The organism is Pseudomonas sp. PA15(2017) (assembly GCF_001945395.1).
Classification (GTDB): Bacteria; Pseudomonadota; Gammaproteobacteria; order Pseudomonadales; family Pseudomonadaceae; genus Aquipseudomonas.
In genome coordinates this window covers 62,087-82,139 of sequence record NZ_MSXV01000019.1, presented here as the reverse complement: position 1 = coordinate 82,139, position 20,053 = coordinate 62,087, and the positions used below count along the sequence as shown (strand labels likewise).

Annotated in this window: 15 protein-coding genes and 1 tRNA gene; 3 read left to right on the top strand and 13 right to left on the bottom strand. The window is 60.5% G+C overall.

The genetic code is table 11. The annotated features are described in order from the left end of the window. Positions 1-146 precede the first annotated feature (146 nt). Positions 147-1,343 (top strand): amino acid aminotransferase, encoded by a 1,197-nt coding sequence (locus BVH03_RS07035; protein ID WP_075960505.1) that lies wholly within the window; start codon positions 147-149, stop codon positions 1,341-1,343. Between the two features lie 65 nt (positions 1,344-1,408). After that, positions 1,409-1,484 (top strand) — tRNA-Asn (locus BVH03_RS07030). 189 nt (positions 1,485-1,673) lie between these two features. Here BVH03_RS07030 and BVH03_RS07025 read toward each other — a convergent pair. The 3 genes from BVH03_RS07025 to BVH03_RS07015 all read right to left on the bottom strand — a co-directional run bounded on the left by BVH03_RS07025 (position 1,674) and on the right by BVH03_RS07015 (position 4,510). Beyond that, positions 1,674-2,648, bottom strand: coding sequence for a biotin-dependent carboxyltransferase family protein (locus BVH03_RS07025; RefSeq protein ID WP_075960504.1), 975 nt, complete (start codon positions 2,646-2,648; stop codon positions 1,674-1,676). Next, positions 2,645-3,517 carry an allophanate hydrolase subunit 1 gene (locus tag BVH03_RS07020; RefSeq protein WP_075960503.1) on the bottom strand — a complete coding sequence of 291 codons (873 nt, stop codon included), beginning with the start codon at positions 3,515-3,517 and terminating at the stop codon, positions 2,645-2,647. Before BVH03_RS07020 ends, BVH03_RS07025 begins: the two co-directional genes overlap by 4 nt. Before the next feature lie 234 nt (positions 3,518-3,751). Continuing rightward, a complete protein-coding gene (locus BVH03_RS07015) occupies positions 3,752-4,510 on the bottom strand; it encodes a 5-oxoprolinase subunit PxpA (RefSeq protein ID WP_075960502.1) in 759 nt (252 codons plus the stop codon). Between the two features lie 124 nt (positions 4,511-4,634). Between BVH03_RS07015 and BVH03_RS07010 the strand changes: the two genes are divergently transcribed. Then, entirely contained in the window at positions 4,635-5,552 is a 918-nt protein-coding gene (locus BVH03_RS07010) for a LysR family transcriptional regulator (protein WP_075960501.1), read from the top strand. Positions 5,553-5,690: 138 nt separating this feature from the next. On the opposite strand, the gene BVH03_RS07005 is transcribed toward BVH03_RS07010, so the two are convergent. The 10 genes from BVH03_RS07005 to BVH03_RS06960 form a co-directional block, all read right to left on the bottom strand. Continuing rightward, positions 5,691-7,094 (bottom strand): sigma-54 dependent transcriptional regulator, encoded by a 1,404-nt coding sequence (locus BVH03_RS07005; RefSeq protein WP_075960500.1) that lies wholly within the window; start codon positions 7,092-7,094, stop codon positions 5,691-5,693. Positions 7,095-7,097: 3 nt separating this feature from the next. Beyond that, positions 7,098-8,303, bottom strand: coding sequence for a PAS domain-containing sensor histidine kinase (locus BVH03_RS07000; protein WP_075960499.1), 1,206 nt, complete (start codon positions 8,301-8,303; stop codon positions 7,098-7,100). Positions 8,304-8,492: 189 nt separating this feature from the next. Next, complete coding sequence (locus BVH03_RS06995; RefSeq protein WP_075960498.1) at positions 8,493-9,965, bottom strand: sigma-54 dependent transcriptional regulator; 1,473 nt, start codon at positions 9,963-9,965, stop codon at positions 8,493-8,495. A 212-nt stretch (positions 9,966-10,177) separates the two neighbouring features. Continuing rightward, a complete protein-coding gene (locus tag BVH03_RS06990) occupies positions 10,178-10,474 on the bottom strand; it encodes a flagellar protein FliT (RefSeq protein ID WP_075960497.1) in 297 nt (98 codons plus the stop codon). A gap of 25 nt (positions 10,475-10,499) precedes the next feature. After that, positions 10,500-10,880 carry a flagellar export chaperone FliS gene (gene fliS / locus BVH03_RS06985; protein ID WP_075960496.1) on the bottom strand — a complete coding sequence of 127 codons (381 nt, stop codon included), beginning with the start codon at positions 10,878-10,880 and terminating at the stop codon, positions 10,500-10,502. A gap of 197 nt (positions 10,881-11,077) precedes the next feature. Continuing rightward, positions 11,078-11,464: a flagellar export chaperone FliS gene (gene fliS, locus BVH03_RS06980; RefSeq protein WP_075960495.1), complete on the bottom strand. Its 387-nt coding sequence runs from the start codon at positions 11,462-11,464 to the stop codon at positions 11,078-11,080. Then, complete coding sequence (gene fliD, locus BVH03_RS06975) at positions 11,465-12,883, bottom strand: flagellar filament capping protein FliD (RefSeq protein ID WP_075960494.1); 1,419 nt, start codon at positions 12,881-12,883, stop codon at positions 11,465-11,467. An 80-nt stretch (positions 12,884-12,963) separates the two neighbouring features. Then, on the bottom strand, positions 12,964-13,344 hold the full coding sequence (locus BVH03_RS06970) for a flagellar protein FlaG (RefSeq protein WP_075960493.1): 381 nt from the start codon (positions 13,342-13,344) through the stop codon (positions 12,964-12,966). 80 nt (positions 13,345-13,424) lie between these two features. Beyond that, on the bottom strand, positions 13,425-14,585 hold the full coding sequence (locus tag BVH03_RS06965) for a flagellin (protein WP_075960492.1): 1,161 nt from the start codon (positions 14,583-14,585) through the stop codon (positions 13,425-13,427). A 253-nt stretch (positions 14,586-14,838) separates the two neighbouring features. Beyond that, positions 14,839-20,022, bottom strand: a complete 5,184-nt coding sequence (locus BVH03_RS06960; RefSeq protein ID WP_075960491.1) for a glycosyltransferase — start codon at positions 20,020-20,022, stop codon at positions 14,839-14,841. Positions 20,023-20,053: the final 31 nt, after the last annotated feature.

Sequence of the window (20,053 nt, the reverse complement as noted above, 5' to 3'; positions counted from 1 at the left end):
TGACGCCACGACAACACGTGCGTCATACCTGATGTACGCTGTCGCGACACCGAATATGGGCCGCTATACTAACGGCCCGCTTGCGCAACCCCTAATCCAGTTGCCGGGTTGCTCGATACTCACCCCACCACAGAGCTGCCGCCCCCATGAGTCTGTTCTCCGCCGTCGAAATGGCTCCGCGCGATCCCATCCTGGGCCTCAACGAAGCATTCAACGCCGATAAACGCCCTGACAAGGTCAACCTTGGCGTGGGTGTCTACACCAACGAAGAAGGCCGCATCCCGCTGCTGCGCGCCGTGGTCGAGGCCGAAGCGACCCTGATCGCCGCTCGCGCGCCACGTGGCTACCTGCCGATCGAGGGCATCGCCGCTTACGACCAGGCCGTGCAGAAGCTGCTGCTGGGCAACGACTCGCCGCTGATCCAGCAAGGCCGCGTGATCACCACCCAGGCCATCGGCGGCACCGGCGCCCTGAAGACCGGCGCGGACTTCCTCAAGCGCCTGCTGCCCGACGCCACCGTGGCGATCAGCGACCCGAGCTGGGAGAACCATCGCGCGCTGTTCGAAACCGCCGGTTTCCCGGTGCGCAACTACCGTTACTACGACGCCTTCAGCAACGGCGTGAACCGTGGCGGCCTGCTCGAAGACCTGAAGAACCTGCCGGCGCGCTCCATCGTCGTGCTGCACGCCTGCTGCCACAACCCGACCGGCGTCGACCTGACGCCCGCAGACTGGCAAGCGGTGCTGGAAATCGTGCGCGAACGCGAGCATGTGCCCTTCCTCGACATCGCCTACCAGGGTTTTGGCGACGGTATTGAAGAAGACGCCGCGGCGGTACGTTTGTTCGCCCAATCTGGCCTGACCTTCTTCGTCTCCAGCTCGTTCTCCAAGTCGTTCTCGCTGTACGGCGAGCGCGTCGGCGCCCTGACCATCGTAGTCGGCGACCAGGAAGAAGGCAGCCGCGTGCTGTCCCAGGTCAAGCGCGTGATCCGCACCAACTACTCCAACCCGCCGACCCATGGCGCCAGCGTGGTCGCGGCCGTGCTCAACAATCCTGAACTGCGGGTGATGTGGGAAACCGAACTGGGCGAGATGCGTGATCGTATCCGCACCATGCGTCTGGCCATGGTCGAGCAGCTGGCAGCACTGAATGCCAAGCGCGACTTCGGCTTCGTTGCCGAACAGCGCGGCATGTTCTCCTACTCGGGGCTGACCACCGAACAGGTCGAGCGCCTGCGCAGCGAATTCGGCATCTACGCCGTGGGCACCGGCCGCATCTGCGTGGCCGCCCTGAACACCCATAACCTGCCAGTGGTGACCAAGGCCATCGCCGCCGTTCTGTAAGTTGCCAGGGGAAGCCGGCAGATGCTTGACTTCCCCTTCGTAATCAGTAGGATACGCGTCGTTGTTCCGCGATAGCTCAGTCGGTAGAGCAAATGACTGTTAATCATTGGGTCCCTGGTTCGAGTCCAGGTCGCGGAGCCAAATTCGAAAGCCTCGGTAGATCCGGGGCTTTTTTGTGTCCGCCGGACTCTCACCAGAGACTACGTCCCAGGTTATTCGCTGCGCTCCCCCCCCTCCGGGGCCGCGCTGAAGCGCGTTCAGCTACAGCCGCACCGATGTGCGACGCGTGATTGCCGCCTGGAATTGCCCACCGCGATGTGGCGGGAAGCATCAGGAAGGGAACAGCGTACTCAGGTAGCTGAGTTTCTTCTTGTAGGAGCGTCGCGCCTCCAGCGCCTCTTCGAGGGTTACCGCGGCAAAGCGGGCCTTCTGGTTGGGTTGCATCTGGCCGACCAGGTCGAGATCGGCGCTGATCACCGTTGCGATCATGGCGTAACCACCACCGGACACTGCGTCGCGATGCAAGACGATGGGTTCGAGCCCGGCGGGAACCTGAATCGAGCCGATCGGATAGCAACTGTCGACGATGTTCGACGGATCAGAACCGGCGCCAAATGGTTGCTCACGAGGCTGGAAACTCAGCGCGCTGCCACCCTTGAGACGATAACCGATACGGTCGGCTTCTGAGCCGACCGTCCATGGCTCGGCGAAAAAACGCTGCGCGGCGGATTCGGTCAAGCGGTGATAGTACAAACCTGGTACGACGCGCAGCGTGATTTCGCCACCCAAGGACTGCCGCAACGCCATGGGCAAACTGGCGCCAGCGCGACCCTTGCCGCTGGCAATGCCCACCGGCAGTTCGTCGCCGGCCATCAGACGACGCCCCTGAAAACCGCCTACTGCTCCAAGCGCATAGGTCGAACGACTGCCGAGTACGATCGGCACATCAATGCCACCAGCCACCGCCAGATAGGCACGGGCACCGACCCTGGGAAAATCAAAGCGCAGCACCTGCCCGGCCTTGACCGAGAACGCCGTGTCGTGGTGCATTTCCACGCCGTCGACTCGTAGCGGCATGTGCGCGCCGCAGATCGCCACCAGAGCATCCTCCAGAAATTCCAGTTCCGGCCCCAGCAGCGTGCATTCCAGAGCAGCCGAACCTGCCGGGTTACCGACCAGTTGATTGGCCGCGCTCAGGGCGTATTGGTCGAGCGCACCGGACGGAGGAATGCCCAGGTGGTAATACCCTTCGCGGCCCAGGTCCTGTACCGAAGTGGCGAGACCGGGCTTGAGTACCTTGATCATGCCAATACCTCCTGCAACGACTTGGGATAGCCGACGGGGTCGGCCAGAAACGCATCCAGCGAAAATTCCACCGGCCGAATCCGCAGATCGAAGCGCCCGATCTCCACTTCGCTCACCATGTGGTCGTAGGCCTCACGGTCGATCGGTTTGAACTGTACGATGTCGCCCGGCCGGAAGAACACCATGTGCTCTTTCAGGTACCCGAGGCTCTGCTGCGGGTCATAGATCGGTGCCGGCGTGACACCAAACATCTGATAACCCCCGGCGCCACGCACCGAGTAGATGCAGCCGAAACAGCCGCCATGGCCCAAGGTCAGCTTGGGCGTGTCGGTGCGTGGCCGCGGGTATTTGGGCACCTGCAACTGACGCTCGCGTTCGACCATCTGGAACATGAACGGCAGCCCGGCGACGAAGCCGACCATCGAGACAAACCAGGGTGCACCGCTGTGGGCGGCGATGAACGCGTCGACGTCGGCCAGGCCGTTGATCCGCGCAGCGTATTGCAGATCCGTGACGCTCGGATCCTGGTGACGATCACGAAAGCGCATCAGGGTCTCGTGAGTCCAGGGGTCGTTGTAAAGCACCGGAATCTCGATGATCCGCGTCTGCAACGTGCTTTCGGCGATTGCCTCGGCCTCAACCTCCTTCACGGCTTCGAGCAGGGTGTGAGGTGCAATGCGATCAGGGTCGAAACGAATCTGAAACGATGCGTTGGCCAGACATACATCGAGCACGCCCTCCAGCGCCATGCGCTCTACCGCGCGGGTAACGGCCAGCCCCTTGAAGAACGCTTCGAGGGACATGCTGTCACTGACCTCGGCGAACAAATGCTCGTCGGCACCAAAGCTATAGCGGATGGGCGTACTCATGTTTCACCTCCTACACAGCGTTCGGCCTGCCGGGTCTCGAGCCGAATCGACATCGAACGATTGACTGGTTGAGCCTGGCCACCGAGCGTTAAGCCGGCGACCTGTGCGTTACAGCGAGCATCTGCGGCGCGGGTAGCGCGCACGACAGGGCCATGATGGCTGGTGAGCAGTGATTCACGAATGGCCCGAGCCATGGCCACGCCCTCGCCCTCGCCTGTGGATCGCCTTCATCTATCAGCGAGGTGCACGAACCTCGATTCCCGCATTATCGAGTGCATCACGCGTGGCTTCGACCAGCGCCAGAGCACCCGGCGTATCGCTGTGCAAACAGATGGAATCGAACTCGATCGCCAGGTCCTCCCCCTCGACCGTGCGCACCACGCCTTGCTGGCAGGCGCGCAGAACTCGCGCAGCGACTTGGGCCGGATCATGGGCACGCACATTGCGGGTGAAGACGATGGAGCCGCTGAGGTCATATTCACGATCGGCATAGAATTCGCGGATCACCGGTTGGCCGAGCTCTTCGGCAATGCGCCAGATCACCGAACCGGGCATGCAATACAGCAGCAACTCAGGTTCCAGGCGTTGCAGATTCTCCACCAGCAAGCGGGCGGCCTCTTCGTCTCTGGCCAGGTGCATGTAGAGCGCGCCATGCGGCTTGATGTGTTGCAGCGCTACACCTTGAATCCGGGCAAGTTCACGCAGGGCGCCCAACTGATACAGCATGTCGTCGACCAGCTCCTGAGCCGGGGCATTGATGTGTCGACGGCCGAAACCAACCAAATCGCGAAACCCCGGATGCGCGCCGACGGCCACCCCCAGGCGTTTGGCCTGCTCGACCGTGCGGCGCATGGTACCGGGGTCGCCGGCATGAAAACCGGTGGCGATATTGGCCGAACTGATAGAGGCCATCAGCTGATTGTCGACGCCGTCGCCGATGCTCCAAGGCCCAAAGCCTTCCCCCATATCCGAGTTGAAATCTACTGCCTGCATGACACGTACTCCGGCGCTTGCGACTTCATGCACGTCAAGTTAGATTCCCCCTCGCCCCTTGGGTAGATCTATTAACAGATAGGTTGTCTTCTGAAAAACAGATACCTCATCAACCGGAGCGGCCATGTCATTGCCCCTGCGCCAGGTTCGTTATTTCGTCGCCACCGCCGAGATCGGGCAGATCTCCCAGGCAGCCATTCATTTGAATATTTCCCAGTCGGCGGTGACCACGGCGATCAAGGAACTGGAAGCCATGCTCGGTACGCTGCTGTTCCAGCGCTCGGCCCAGGGCATGAGCCTGACCGATGCCGGGCGGCACTTTCTGAACCGGGCCTATGTGATTCTGCGCAGCGTCGATGACGCGCTGAACAGCCCCTTGCCGGACATACGCGCCAGTGGCCTGCTACGTTTGGCTGCGAGCTATACGATGATCGGCTACTTCTTGCCGCACCATCTGCAACGGCTGGAGCATTGGCATCCGGACGTGACCATCGAAGTCCATGAACGGGAGCGCATGGCCATCGAGCAAGGCCTGCTGGAAGGCCGATTCGACATGGCGGTGGTGCTGACCGCCAACCTCACTCACCCGGACATCGTCTCGGAAACGCTCTTCAATTCCGAGCGCCGGCTATGGCTGCCCAGCCATCATCCCCTGTGCGAACGGTCGGCAGTCAGCCTCGCCGACGTGGCGATGGAACCCTACATCCTGCTGACCGTCGATGAAGCAGAACAGAGCGCCATGCGCTATTGGCAACACGCGCGCCAGCAACCAAACGTGCGGGTACGCACCAGCTCGATAGAGGCGGTGCGCAGCATGGTCGCCAATGGCAGCGGCGTGGCGATCCTTTCGGATCTGGTGCATCGCCCCTGGTCGCTGGAAGGTAAACGGATCGAAACGCTGACCATCACTGACCAGGTAACGCCCATGAGCGTTGGCCTGGCATGGCATCGTGAACGCGAATTCAGCCCGGCGATGCAGGCTTTTCGGCATTATTTCCACGATGCATTCCTGGCTCCACAACAGCAATTCGCACGCCGCTGAGCCATCTCACGATTGCTACGCCCACTGCCTGAAACCAGAGCGGATCTCGGTGATTCGCGCCATGCACACACCGTTCAGGCGCAAGCCGGTATCTGTGGCCCCCGCCCGTGATCCGGCGGGATAGCCACCCCGAGGCCATCAGCTGGCGTAGAGATACGCCTCGACATCCATCCCCGCATCGCGCATCTGCGCCAGCTTGTAGCGCAAGGTACGCGGGCTGATGCCCAGGCGCTCGGCAGCCTCTTTGCGACGCCCTCGCTCGGCACGCAGAATGTCGATGATCACCTGATACTCACGGCGTCGCAGGTCTTCGCCCAGGGCGCCGTCCGTCAGGCTTGCGTCCACCACGACCGGCAGCGGCGCGTTCGGCACCACAGCCAATTGAGGCAAAGGTGCGGATTGTGCGAACCCGATAGGCGCGTTCAGGCACAGGTCATGGGGATCGATGACACCGTTCTGCTGAAGGATGACCGCACGCTGAATGGCATTGTCCAGCTCACGCACGTTACCCGGCCAGGCATGCCCCGTCAGGCAGGCGACAGCCTGGGCGGAGAGTCGCAATGGCGCCAGGTTCATCTTCTTCACGTACTTGGCCAACAACCGCTCGGCCAGGGGCAGAATATCCGCCGGGCGCTCACGCAACGGTCGCCAGGCCAGCGGGAATACCGAAAGGCGATAGAACAGGTCCTCCCGGAAGCGCCCCGCCGCGACCTCTGCTGCCAGTTCACGGTTGCTGGTGGCCAGCACGCGGATATCCAGGCTGATCGGCTTGCGGGCGCCGACACGTTCGACCTCACGCTCCTGCAGCACGCGCAACAGCTTGGCCTGCAGGGCCAGTGGCATCTCGGAAATCTCATCGAGCAGAATGGTTCCGCCCTCGGCCAGCTCGAACTTGCCCGGCGCGCTGGCAACAGCGCCCGTGAAGGCGCCCTTCTCGTGGCCGAACAGGGTGGCCTCCAGCATGTTGTCTGGAATCGCTGCGCAGTTGATGGCGATGAATGGCCCTTTGGCACGCGGGGACTGCTGATGAAGATAACGCGCCAAAACCTCCTTACCGGTCCCCGACTCGCCAGTGATCAGCACGGTGGAGTCACTACGGGCGACCCGCGCTGCCAACTCGAGCAGTTGCAAACTAGCCGGCTCACAGGCTACCGGGCCATCCGGCTCCAGCTCGCTGGCCCGCCCGAGCGCATAGCGCGCCACCAGCGACAGCAGGGCCTTGGGCTCGAACGGCTTGACCAGATAATCGGCTGCGCCACGGCGTATGGCATCGACGGCACGCTCGACAGCGCCGAAAGCCGTCATCAGCAGCACCGGCAACTGTGGCTGGCGTTCGCGGATGGCGCATAGCAGTTGATGACCATCCATGCCCGGCATGTTCACGTCACTGATCACCAGCCCGAACGGTTCCTGGGCGATGGCGACCAGCGCCGCCTCGGCGCAGTCGACGGCCCGGTAATCATGGCCACCGAGCTCGAGGGTGTCGGCCAGGGCTTCGCGCAAGGCGCGATCGTCTTCAACCAGCAGGACTTTGGCAGCCATGGGTCACTCCTCAATCGTGGGATGCGCTGGGATAATCAGCGGCAGAATCAACAAGGCGCAGGTACCGCGGCCCGGCCGTGAACGCAGGTGCAACTCGCCCTGATGAGCGCGAGCCACTGCCTTGACCACTGCCAGCCCAAGGCCGGTGCCGGTGGTCTTGGTGGTGAAGAACGGCTCACCCAAGCGCGCCAGCGTGAGCGCATCGATACCGGGGCCGTCATCACTGATGCACAGACGCAAAGTGGATTCGCGTCTATAGGCATGCACCTTAAGGCGCACACCCGGCCCTGCCGCCTGGATCGAATTCTCGACCAGGTTCAGCAGCGCGCCCACCAGCGTGTCGCGATTGCAGAGCAGCTCGCCGCCCCGGACATCGCATTGCCAGCGAACGTCGATGCCTTGAACCACCGCCTCACCGGATTGCCTGAGCGCCTCGAACAGCTGGGCAGCATCGAGTCGGTCCGGCAGTGGCAGCTCGCCGCGGGCGAACACCAGCATGTCGCGCACTTGATGCTCGAGCTCGTGCAATCGTTCTTTGAGGCGCCCGGCGAAGCGCTGTTGCTGCTCGGCTGGCAATACCTGTTCGGTCAGGTGACTGGCATATAACAGCGCCGCCGATAGCGGCGTGCGCACCTGATGAGCCAGTGACGCAACCATGCGTCCCATGGCACTCAGGCGCTCGTGCCGCGACAGCTGATCCTGCAAGCGACGGGTTTCCGTCAGGTCGGTCAGCAACACCAGCTGGCCCGGTTCGCCTTGTAGCGAGCGGGTGGAAATCGACAGTCGCCGGCCATCGGCCAGGGAAATCTCATGGCCGTCGTCGCGCCGGGGGGCAAAGCGCTGCGCGATCACGTCACGCCACAGGCACCCGAGAAGCGCCGCACCGAGCATGTCCCGCGCCACAGGGTTGGCTTCGCGCACCACGCCATGGCCGTCGATGACGACGACGCCACCGGGCAGCAGGTCCAGCAGGCTTTGCAGGCGATGGGCCAAGCGCTCCTTTTCGTTCAGCTCCTGCACGCGCTGTTCGCTGACCTGAGCCAGTTGCCCAGTCAGTTCATTGACGCGATTTTCCAAGAGACTGTAGGAGCTGCCCAGCCGGCTCGACATCTGCTCGAACAAGGCCAGCGACTGCTCCAGATCCCCACGCTCCGCCTGTGCCGGCGTCGAGGTCTGCAGATGGGCATGGCGCTGTGGGCTTGGTTTCATTGCACTCTCTCGCAGGGCGAGCCGTCAGAAGGCGGTCATTTGCCAGAGAGATAGCAATACTCGTGCCTGAAAATAAACTGCTTTATTTTCAGTGTGATAGCGCTTTAGCGAATGGCAGCTCGTCAATCAACTGACTGTCGAGGCAATGCCCGGAAAGAAACAGGTGAGCTACCGCTCACCTCATGCGACTCAGTCGTCGCCAGCCTCGTCCTCGCGGCGGCTCATGCCATACTTGCGCATTTTCTCGACCAAGGTAGTGCGACGAATGCGCAGGCGCTCGGCAGCCCGCGCCACGATGCCACCGGCATCATCCAGCGCCTGCTGGATAAGCCCCTGCTCCAGATTGCCGAGGTAGTCCTTGAGATCCAGGCCCTCGGCCGGCAGCATCGCCGGCGACATCACCGACGGCGACGATGAGGTCAACACCGCACGCTCGTCCAGCTCATCGCGCAAACTGGCGGCGAGCTGCTCGTCCTCGTCATCGACATGGCGGAATTTCTTCGGCAGCTCGCCCACACCGATCACGCCGTAAGGGTGCATGATCGCCATGCGTTCAACCAGGTTGGCCAGCTCACGAACGTTGCCGGCCCAGTCATGGCGACAGAGCGACATGATGGCAGCGGAGTTGAAACGAATCGAGCCACGCTTCTCGTGTTCCATGCGCGAGATCAGCTCGTTCATCAGCAGCGGAATATCTTCGATGCGCTCACGCAGCGGCGCCATCTCGATGGGGAACACGTTGAGGCGATAGTACAGATCCTCCCGGAAGCTGCCGCCCTCGATCATGTTCTCGAGGTTCTTATGGGTCGCCGCGATGATGCGCACGTCGGCGTTCTGGGTCTTGTTGCTGCCCACACGCTCGAAGGTGCGCTCCTGCAGAACCCGCAGCAGTTTGACCTGCATGGGCAGCGGCATGTCGCCGATCTCGTCGAGGAACAGCGTGCCACCGTTGGCCAACTCGAAACGCCCGGCGCGGCTGGTGATCGCCCCAGTGAAGGCGCCTTTCTCATGCCCGAACAGCTCGCTTTCCAGCAGCTCGGCCGGAATGGCGCCGCAGTTGACCGGCACGAACGGCGCTTCGCGGCGCTTGGAGTGATAATGCAGATTGCGTGCGACCACTTCCTTGCCGGTACCCGACTCCCCCAGGATCAGCACGCTGGCCTCGGTATCGGCCACCTGCTGCATCATCTGCCGGACCTGCTGAATGGCGCGACTGGTACCGACCAGGCTGCGAAACAGATTGGGCTCTCGCTGCCGGCCACGCTCACGGGCCTGGTCATACATCTCGCGATAAACCTGGGCGCGGTGCAGGGAGTCGAGGAGTTTGTTGTAGCTGGGCGGCATCTCGAGGGTCGCCAGCACACGGCGGCGAAACTCTTCCGGCCAATCGGTGGTGGCATGCTCGTGAAGCATCAAGACCGGCAAGTACTCGTCCCAGGCGGCGAACTCCTTGAGCAGGTCCAGCGCCCCGCCCCTGAGCTGAACTTCACCGAGCAGGACACCGAGAATGCTTCTGCTGGAGTCGATCTGCTCGACCACCTTGCGCCAGTCACCGCTGCCGCAAGCAAGGTGATCCTCACCAAGGAAATCGAGAATTACCGACAAGTCACGACGACGCTCGAGGTTGTCGTCAATTAGCAGAAGCTTGGTTTCACGCCACATAATTGTTCGGCCCAAAGAGAAAAAGCCACCAGCTGCCAAAGCGCCGGCACATAGCCAGCAGTAAAGTAAATTATTGGCGCTTAGTCAATTTTATGGCGTGATTATTTAGAGAAGGTTGCAACGAGGCCAGAAAGAGCGCGCTGCAATCAGGACTGGAAGGCATTGGAGAAGAAGGACGACGTTGCAGACAACCATAGCGGCTATTGGACGGTTCAGCCAAACAGTTGATAAACCTTCGCGCCCTGCTGCGATTGATTGAATTGAACGAGCTCGTTGGCCAGACGCTGGCGCTCGGTCTGACACGCTGCTACCAGATCCTTGTAAAGGTCCAGCAGCTCCTCCATTCGCGCCCGCAGCGCACCATCGTCCTCGGCAGCATCGACCATGGCATCTTCCACGGCCTGGCGGCACTGCAGATCCAGTTCACCGATAGCCGCCCAATCCCGGGTGGACAACGCCTGGCGCATGGCCGTGCCGGTGTTTTGCAGACGCTGAACAGATGTATTCATGGAAAACTCCTTTCCAGCCCGCCAATCACTGGGCGATTGCATCCCAGCCGGATTTGACGTTGCGAAGCAAATCGGCGACTTCATCGAGCGGCTCGAGGCTGTTCTTCAGGTTAGCCTCCAGCAAACGGCGGCTCATATAGTCGTAAAGGTTATCCAGGTTCACAGCCAGCTCGCCACCCTCTTCGAGGTTCAAGCCAGCACGCAAGCCGCCAACGATGCCAATGGCCTTGCCGATCAGTTCACCCTTCATCGCGAACTGCCCACGCTCCATGGCACCACGTGCCTGGGCCAGACGAGTCAGGCCGCCTTCCATCAGCATCTGAATCAGACGGTGCGGGCTGGCATCGACAGCCTGAGCCTGAGTGTTGACGTTTTGATACTGACGCATAGCGGCCATGGCGTTCATGCAGATGTACTCCAGTGTACAGCGGGAATACTTCATGTATCGGCACGAGGGGCGCGAGCTTTAGGAAAGATTAATCGCCAATATGGCCAGGCTGCCGAGACGACCGATACACGCTATAAGCAAGGCGCAGTGCTAACGGCAATAGAGATGCAGCGCCCGAGCAGACGCCATCCAGGTACCCACAAACATCAGGTGACTCAGTCGCCAGCAGGTTCGACCTCGGGGCCGATCGCTTTCCAGGCATCGCGGATCTGCGTCAGCAATTCCTGCACTTCTTCCAATCGGCGCGGCGTATCATCGAGTGCCACGCCCACCAAACGACGGTTGATGTAGTCGTACAGGTTGTCGAGATTCTGTGCCAGCTCGCCGCCGAGCTCCTTGTCGAGGCTCGACTGCAACACCGCGATGATGGAAATCGTACCGCTGACCGCCTCACCGCGCAGCCCGGGATTATCCTGTTGCTGAGCCAGAATCGCCAGGGAGATTCGCTCGATGGCACCGTCCAGCAAGAGGTTAACCGCCTGGTAAGGGGTTACTACCTGGCTGGTCTTGACGCTTTTATAAGTATCGATTGGACCGTTCATTTAGCGACTCTTCTTCACTACGCCGGGTAAATTAGACAGGGTGTTCTGCAGTTGGCTGCTGGTACCGTTCAACTGCCCTACCAGCGAGTCCATAGCGTTGAACTGGGCCAGCAGGCGCTTTTGCATGCTGTCGACACGGGTGGCGAGGTCATCGGTCTGCTTCTTGATATCGCTTCGAGTGGACTCCAGCGCCTTCATGCGCTCAGAAAGGATGCCACCCGTCTGGCTGTATGCAGCCACCTGACCATCGAGCCGCTTCATCAGTCCCGTGTCCCCCAGAAAAAACGCACCCACCGCATCGAAATTGTTTTTCAATACATTGTCGAGTTTGGCGTCCTCGATTTTCAGGGTGCCGTCTCTCTGGGTGGTAATGCCAAGATCGGCAAGCACCCTCACGCCATTGCCGCCAACAGGGTTGACCAGCTCGTTGCGCACACCACCAACCAGATTGCGAACGGTCGAATCGCCAACCAGGCCACCGACCAGCGGCTCACCATCCTCACCGACCTTGGTGACCCGGGTCAGATCATTGCTGGTATTGATCAGCTTGTTGTAAGCGTCGACGAACTTCTTGATATTCGCTTTGACCCCAGCGTTGTCCTCACCGACCTTGAGGGTCAGTGGCTTTTTCTCATCAGTGGTGGCCAGCAGCTCGACATCCACATCGGCGATGACCCCCTTGACCGAATTGGTAGGGCTGGAGAGCGCCAGACCATCGATAGAGAACTTGGCATTGGCGGCCTGGATGATATACCCGGCAGAAGAAGCGTCCTCGGTCGCGAGCTTGGTACGACCATCGACACTGAGTCCGGCAAGGTCACCGCTGCCGGAGACGATTACATCCTTGCCGTCCCCCGTTTCTTTGCCACTGAACACCAGGCGTGACTTGCCGCTCACGGGATCGTTGATCGTGTTGACGCTTACGCCCTTATCCTTGAGTGCGGTATTGAGCTGATCACGTATGCTGGCGAGGTCGGAACCTGCGGCGATCTTGACGTCGATCGCGGTGCCGCTCTCCCCAAGCTTGACGCTCAGCACCTGGGCACTTTCGCCACTCTTGAAAGTACCGTCCAAGGCTTTGGTGGCAACCTTGCTGGCTGAAGCGAGGCTTTGCACTTCAATCTGGTAGTTGCCCGCCGATGCCGTCTTCCTGGCGGTGGCGGTCAGCGCACTGGTATTGGATGAGACGGCCGTGCGATTCTCGAACAGCTTCGTACTATTGAGATCCTTGAGTGCAGTCTGGAACTCGCCGAGTGCGCTGTTGAGCTGCCCCAGACCGGATAGCTTGGTGGTAGTCGACGCCGACAGGCGCGCCAGCTGCGCTTCCTTGGGTGCCTTTTCAGCATTAACCATTGCCTTGACCAGATCACCGATCGGCAGCCCTGAGTTGATGCCCGTCTGAACTCCACCAATAGCCATAAATTCTACTCCGTCACGATATTGACGTTCCTGCGTAAATTTCTGCAGCCCGGTTGCTTACATTCAAAAACCACGCCATGTCAGGCTTCGGCCTTGAACAGTAGACTTCGTACTTCTTCGAGGCTTTCCGCCAGGCGCAAGGCCTCTTCGGAAGGCAATTGGCGAATCACATCCCCAGAAGCGCGATCGGTCACCTTGACCACAACCCTGCCACTTGAATCATCGACACTGAAATTCAAGTCACGTCGGATGTTCTGCACGAAACTTTGGATGGACGTGACCGCGTTGTCCACCTGCTCGTAAATCTGCTCAGAATCCTCCGCCGAGGCCTGGCCCTGACGTGTAGAGGACCGATCATTACCGGTTTCAGAAGCAGCCCTTGCCCCGCCATAAGCCGCGGATGTGGGCGCAGCTGTCGGCTTGGCCGGCATCGGCGACAAATTGTTTACTGCGATATCCATTTCTTTTACCTCGCAAGGCAAAACGGGGAGAAGCGCTATGCACTTCCCCCCGGAGTTTAGAGCAGCCTAGCCGACTTGGCTTACTGCAGGAGGCTGAGCACCGCCTGCGGCAGCTGGTTGGCCTGGGACAGAATCGCAGTACCGGCCTGCTGCAGGATCTGGTTCTTGGTCAGGTTCGCAGTTTCTGCTGCGAAGTCCGTATCCTGAATCCGACCACGGGCAGCCGAAACGTTCTCTGCGATGTTCTGCAGGTTACCGATGGTGTTCTCGAAGCGGTTTTGTACCGCACCGAGGTCAGCACGCTGCTTGTCGATGGTCGAGATCGCCTGGTCGATGACGATTGCCGACTCCTGAGCACCTTTCACGGTGCTGATGTCGATGGTGGTCATCTCCTTTTCCGTAGCGGCGACTGCAGCAGTGTAAGTACCGTTGGTTATGCCTGCAACGGTCCCACTGACGCTCAAGGCGGACAGGGCGTTAGCCGTACCATCGCTATTCTGACCAGATTGCAGCGAAATCTGACCGGCATCATCCACGAACGCGCCCACACCGATGTTTGCATCGTTGATGGCCGTTGCAACCGACTGATTCACTTGCGCAGCCGTTGCGCCGCTGGCGACGGCAACGTTTACCGAGAAATCCGTACCATTGACGGTGCCAGACACGGTGATGGTGCCCGAAGCACTGGCGGTACCGGTGGCTGCCGCCACGCTACCTTCATATACCTTGCCCTTCAGCGACGACGTGCTCATCTCGTCGATTTTGACGCTGATGGTTTCGTTCGCGGCGCTACCTACCTGGAAGGTGGTGGTACCGAAGCTGCCGTCGAGCAGTTTCTTGCCACCGAAGGTAGTGGTGTTGGAGATACGGTTCAGCTCTTTCTTGAGCTCGGTCACTTCCGAGTTCAGTGCCTTACGCTCGCCATCGCTGTTCGAACCGTTGGCCGATTGCAGGGACAGGTCACGCATACGCTGCAGGATGGTGGTCGACTGCTGCAGGGCACCTTCAGCGGTCTGCGCCATGGAGATGCCGTCGTTGGAGTTCTTCACCGCCACGTTCAGGCCGTTGACCTGGCTGGTCAGACGGTTGGCGATTTGCAGGCCAGCCGCATCGTCCTTGGCACTGTTGATGCGCGAACCGGTCGACAGACGCTGCAGGGAGGTGTTGAGCGCGTTGGACGAGGTGTTCAGGTTACGCTGAGTGTTCAACGACGCAATGTTGGTGTTTACGGTCAAAGCCATGATGTTTGTCCTCCATCGGACACTAACTGTTTGCCTGGGCTTGCGACTCCGGCCTGCAATGCTCAGGCAACATTGAGTTCGCTTTCATACTCTTTATCGACCTGACTCTGCGAAGCTTTAGGAGCGAAGTTGATTTTTTTGCGACTCCCTTGACAACCCAGGAGCCATGCTTCTTCAACCTCTTCCTGAACAGCGTATCGGCACCTGCCTTGAATCCTTTAGCCCGTCAGTAAAACCGCGCCAGAGCCTTGTCTCAGTCGGGCAACCAGGCGCGCTGCCAGGCCACCAGGTTGTCACCCTCCAGCATCCAGTCGCGCATCACCTGCTGATGCAATGCTTCACCGGCGCGAGCCGTCGCGTCCAGATCGGCTACATGCATTCTTATTGCATCCATCCAGTCTCGATAACGGTTCTTCACCCGCGTCACCGGCAGATTTCCCTGGTAACTGCGCACGTCACTGCAGACCACGGCAAACCCACAGGCTCCGTACTCCAGCAGGCGCAGATTGCTCTTGCACTCGTTGAACAGGTTTTCTTCCAGTGGTGCCACCGCCAGATCCAAGTTGAGGGCCGCCAAGGCCCGCGGGTAGACACTGATATCGACACCCTCATGAATCTCCTTGACGGCGGGTCGCAGTTTGTCGGGGCACATGCCCATGAATATCCAATCGACCTCATCGGCCAGCGCCAACACGACATCGGCGATCATTTCCAGGTCGCCGGTGTGCCCGATGCCACCGGCCCAGCCGACCCGGGGTTTCCCCGACCTGATTCGAGTGGTGGCCAGCCCTCTCCACCAGGCGGGCGGCAGACGGTTCTCGATTACCCGGATGTCGTCATGCAAGCCGCTGCAGGCATCGGCCAGGGCATGAGTGGATACCACGAAACGGTCCACGTACCCGAGGCCGCGACGCATGGATTTCAGGATGTCCTTGGGCATCTGCGCCCGGTGGACGCTTTTTACCGGCAAATTGGGCAAATAGTCGTCGAGCTCGTAAACCTTGAGCGCACGTGAAAACGCCTGCATACGGCGCATCGCATCGAAGCGCTCATCGCCGATCTGCTTCTGCAAAATGATTACATCCGGGTCGTAGCGCTCCAGATCCGTCACGTGCATCAGGCCCGGTGAAAGCCCACCTTCGATCAGCCCGGCTTGTTGCAGGGCGCTAAATGGCTGAATCACTCGATAGTGCCCCGAGCCATAGTTGTCGGACGGGTGGGCCAGCACGGTGGGTACCGGCTTCCAAGACGACAGGGGCCGCCATGACAATGCCGTATCGGCCAACTTGAAGCCGCCCGGCTGCGAGAGCGAGAAGTTCGGGTTATAGGCGGGATCGCGGGCCAACACCGGCAGCCACCTGGCATACAGGACGTCGTGCTCGGCGGTTGTGCCACGGGTGTCATCTACCGGGTCGAGCATCAACTGCGAGAACGGTGTCCACACGGTCAGATAGCCGGCTTGGCGCGCTTTCAGGCAGAGGTCGACACCGGCATAGCGCCACGGCATGTCCTCCTCACTCAACCCACCCAACTGCAGGAACAAAGCCTTCGCCACCAACAGGCACTCATGGCCGACGGCGCTGCTGTTCTGCACCACCTGCAGGCGCTGCATATAACCAGGCGAGTCCAGCGGCTCGCCGACATAGGGGCGCCCAACCGGTCCCTCGAGCCCGAGGATCAGGCCGGCCTGAGCGATCTTTCCATCTGCCGACAGCAACTTGGCGCCGACGCAAGCCACTTCCGGACGTTGCGCGTGATTGAGCAGTTGCTCCAGCCAGTCCTCGCTGATCGCAGCAGCATCGGCTGACAGCAACAGCAAATATTCACCATGGGCCTGCTGAGCGGCCTCGTTGAGCAGTGCTTGAGGCGTCAGCGGCTGGCTATCGGCAGGCAGTACTCGAATGCGCGCCTCACCAAGCGAGGCCAGCGCACCGAGCCATGAACTGACCTCCTCGACCTGCGGGTGCTGCTGAATCAACAACAACTCATAGTTCGAGTAACGGGTATTCTCGAGAATGCTTTCCACACAACGTTGCAGGTGTTCGAGACGCTCTCCGGGAAGAATCAGAAACGACACCAGCGGAGCTTGCCCATGCCCGTAGTCGATCTGGTAGCGACCCGGCTTGGTAGAGCTGACCACTGCATTCTCATAGCCACGTTGCTGCAGGTGCAGGGTAATCGCACGCTGCTCGGCAGCGTCGTCAGCGAGTGCCGGAGCCTCGGTAATCAGCAAGGGCTCAGCCACGTGGCCCAGGCCATCGAGGCCGCCTTCATTGATCAACCTGAGAATGAGTTCGAACTCTGCCGCTTGCTCGAAGGTAGGGTCGAAACCACCAGCCGCCACCACGACATCCCTGCGGAACAGCCAGTGCCTGGCCATCCCAGCCGGAAAGCTCAGCAAATAGTCGAGGTTGAATGCAGGGCGTAATGCGGCTGCCAGTTGCTCGTCCTGGCGGAACATTTCATCGCAGTAGATCGCGCGGCAATCTGGCGCGGTCAGCAACTCCAACCCCACCATCATGAGCCCCGAAGGGGTTAGCTCATCCCCGGCCTGTACGAGCAAGAACCAATCAAAAGTGAGGTCACTTAAGAGTGCGTTCAGCGGAACGATATGATCATCGCTCGCCAAATTTATAGCTTGGAAAGGCATAGCGCTCTGCGCGACGTCTGTCAGCGCAGTGAGCACGAAGGCAGACAGTTTTTCATAGTTCAAGCGCGCGCGCGCCAGGGAAGCGAGCGTCCGTGACAGTCCCGCCTGGTCACCTTGAGGATCGAGTATCAGCATCGCCAGCTGCGCAGCCGTGGCCCCCTGAAGACGTTCAGCAACCTGCGCGCTCTGTATCGGGCTTAGGCTGCGCCTGTCCAACCAAGCCCCCATACTCGGCGCAGAGCGCCCCTCCTCAACCGTGATTCCGAAGCGGCGCAGAACCACTGATCTTTCGGCGCCGACGGTACGGCTGCCAGCGTCGTGGCGCCGGTACAGCTCCTGATAAAGTGGGCCAAAATTCTTCTTCTCACGGCCCAGCATGTGATCGCTGCCCGTGTTCGGCGCGTCGCGTAGATGCACCTCCGCACTGATTACAGGAATATGCATGAATGGATAGCGTGCTGCCAGGCGCAGCAGCATGTCCCAGTCCTCGAATGCACTAAGCCCGGTATCAAAGGTACCTACGATGGCCAGCATCTCGCGCGGGTGCGCCCAGGTATTGACCGGGATGTAGTTCTGCACGAACAGAAGATCGCGGTCGAACGCCTCGTGTTTGAACGGCTGGCTACGACCAAGCTCGATGCGTTTACCGACCTCCAGCCTCTCGTTGACATACTCCACCCCGGTGTAAATGACGCTGTCGGGATGCTGTTCAAAGGCCTCGGCCAGCACGGCCAGGTGATTGGGCAGATAGATATCGTCATCGTCCAGGTAGACGATGTAGCGCCCTCGCGCCAGCCCCAACCCTGCATTACGGGCTGCCGAAAGGCCCTGGTTGCGTCCCTGGCGAATATAGGTGATCGGAAAATCGTAGGCGGCCAGCAGGTGCTCCACAGGCTCGCCGTTGTCATTGATCAGGATGACTTCCAGATCGCGCAATGTCTGGCTGCCGACACTGGCCAAGGCATCCCTCAACAGCTCGGGACGGTTGTAAGTGGTGAGGATGACGGAGAAGAGTGGCGCATAGGCACCGCTAGCCAACCGCTTCAGCTCGCCAAGCTCCTGGACGGTGCCGTGCCCCAGCGCGCTGGCTTTGTAGGCGACATGCAGCGCCTCTGCATGCTCGCCCAACGCCTGCAAGGTTTGCGAAACCCGCCAGTAGGCCTGGGCCTGAGCGCCCTGCGCTGCGTGCAGATCCGGAAACAGCCGGCTCACCGGGTAGCGGGCAAAGGCATCCAGGATGACCTTGGCCTCGAAGGCCTTGGTCTTGGCGCTGGACAGGCTCTCGGCGTGCTGACGCCAGTGGCAGAGGATCGCATCGACCTTCTTGAAAGAAGCGCTATCGGCCAACCGAGTCCATAGCTGGTAGTCGTGGCACCGCGTGAAGGCCAGGTCGTAACCACCATGGGTCTCGTACAGCGAGCGGCGCACGGCAGTCCCCGGATTGGGCAAGCAGTTGCCTTGGATCAGCAGCGGCAGCAGCGACTTTCCCTGGTAGTCGGGATAATGGGTGCGCAGTGTCTGGCTGGACTGGTCGTCGAAGATTTGCAGGTCGCCATAAAACACGTCAGCGTCGGGGTTCGCCACGATGCTGCGGCGGATTACGCTTAGCGCACCGCTGGCCTGCCTGTCGTCACTGTCGATCCATACGACGAACTGCCCATGGGCATCGGCAAGCCCGCGGTTACGCGCCGAAGCACCGCCGCCGTGGTCATTGTGCAGCAGGCGGATTCTCGGATCATCAATGGCGCGGATGATCTCGACGGAGCGGTCGGTCGAGCCGTCGTCGACCACGATCAGCTCGAAGTCACCCTCGTCCTGGGCCAGCACCGACTCGATCGCTTCGCGCACGTAACGCTCACGGTTGTAGACCGGCATGATCACGCTGAAGAATGGAGAAGAGGCTATAGAGGATATGCGGGACGACGAGCCTCCCTGCAGGGCGGCTGAGGGGATAGGTAGCGTTTCGTTGAATACCTGGAAGCGTTTGTTCAACCACGTCAGCACCTGGCTGATCACCTCAAGCTTGTGCTGCGCGGCGATGCCTCTGTGAGTACTGATGCTATGTACAAAGAACTCAGCCAACTCGTGATAGCGCGCGGCCTTCTTGGTGCCCGTCATCCGCTCCATCGCGGTGCTGTTGCGTACCTGGATTTCCCGGCGCAGGTACAGAGGCTGCTCTACCCGGGCAAAGGGGCCGTGTGCGGAAAGGTGACAGAGAAAGGCCAAATCCGCACTAACCACCGGGCGGAAGTCCAGGTCGATGAATGAACGGCGAATTAGCTGATTGACCGCCTCACAGCGATCCAGCGCGTGCAACAGCTTGAGATAGCGTTCGTGTGCCGGCAGCGGCTCGGCAAAAACGTAATTGCCACCGTTGCTCTGACCAAGCACCCTTCCTGACGCATCTATCCACGTGGTCTGGGTGTAAACCAGGCTGATCCGCTCATCAGCGAGCATACGTGCTGACGTATTGGCCAGAAACTCGGGGGCCAAGACGTCATGCCCCCCCAACCACATGAAGAACTCCGACGAGGTGTGCTCAAAGCAATAACGAAAATTGGCTGAGGCCCCAAGGTTATGGTCGTGCCGTACATAGTGAAAACGCGGATCGTGCGCACAGAATTCCCGGCAAATTTCACCCGTCCCGTCGGTAGAAGCGTTATCCGCAATCAGAACCAGAAAGTCCGAATGGGTCTGGGCCGCGAGCGACTCGAGCGTTTCGCGGACATAGGCTTCTTCATTGAAGACCGGGACACTGACCACGATCCTGCTATTGATATTGTGCATGCGCACCCCGCAGCATGTTTTTGTACTCCGG

What these genes read in the sequence shown, in the direction of transcription:
- BVH03_RS07010 (WP_075960501.1), top strand. Translation starts at nt 4,635, where the DNA reads ATGTCATTGCCCCTGCGCCAGGTTCGTTATTTCGTCGCCACCGCCGAG.
- BVH03_RS06960 (WP_075960491.1), bottom strand. Translation starts at nt 20,022, where the DNA reads ATGCACAATATCAATAGCAGGATCGTGGTCAGTGTCCCGGTCTTCAAT.
- BVH03_RS07025 (WP_075960504.1), bottom strand. Translation starts at nt 2,648, where the DNA reads ATGATCAAGGTACTCAAGCCCGGTCTCGCCACTTCGGTACAGGACCTG.
- BVH03_RS06990 (WP_075960497.1), bottom strand. Translation starts at nt 10,474, where the DNA reads ATGAATACATCTGTTCAGCGTCTGCAAAACACCGGCACGGCCATGCGC.
- BVH03_RS07015 (WP_075960502.1), bottom strand. Translation starts at nt 4,510, where the DNA reads ATGCAGGCAGTAGATTTCAACTCGGATATGGGGGAAGGCTTTGGGCCT.
- fliD (WP_075960494.1), bottom strand. Translation starts at nt 12,883, where the DNA reads ATGGCTATTGGTGGAGTTCAGACGGGCATCAACTCAGGGCTGCCGATC.
- BVH03_RS07000 (WP_075960499.1), bottom strand. Translation starts at nt 8,303, where the DNA reads ATGAAACCAAGCCCACAGCGCCATGCCCATCTGCAGACCTCGACGCCG.
- BVH03_RS06965 (WP_075960492.1), bottom strand. Translation starts at nt 14,585, where the DNA reads ATGGCTTTGACCGTAAACACCAACATTGCGTCGTTGAACACTCAGCGT.
- BVH03_RS07020 (WP_075960503.1), bottom strand. Translation starts at nt 3,517, where the DNA reads ATGAGTACGCCCATCCGCTATAGCTTTGGTGCCGACGAGCATTTGTTC.
- BVH03_RS06970 (WP_075960493.1), bottom strand. Translation starts at nt 13,344, where the DNA reads ATGGATATCGCAGTAAACAATTTGTCGCCGATGCCGGCCAAGCCGACA.
- BVH03_RS07035 (WP_075960505.1), top strand. Translation starts at nt 147, where the DNA reads ATGAGTCTGTTCTCCGCCGTCGAAATGGCTCCGCGCGATCCCATCCTG.
- fliS (WP_075960496.1), bottom strand. Translation starts at nt 10,880, where the DNA reads ATGAACGCCATGGCCGCTATGCGTCAGTATCAAAACGTCAACACTCAG.
- BVH03_RS06995 (WP_075960498.1), bottom strand. Translation starts at nt 9,965, where the DNA reads ATGTGGCGTGAAACCAAGCTTCTGCTAATTGACGACAACCTCGAGCGT.
- fliS (WP_075960495.1), bottom strand. Translation starts at nt 11,464, where the DNA reads ATGAACGGTCCAATCGATACTTATAAAAGCGTCAAGACCAGCCAGGTA.
- BVH03_RS07005 (WP_075960500.1), bottom strand. Translation starts at nt 7,094, where the DNA reads ATGGCTGCCAAAGTCCTGCTGGTTGAAGACGATCGCGCCTTGCGCGAA.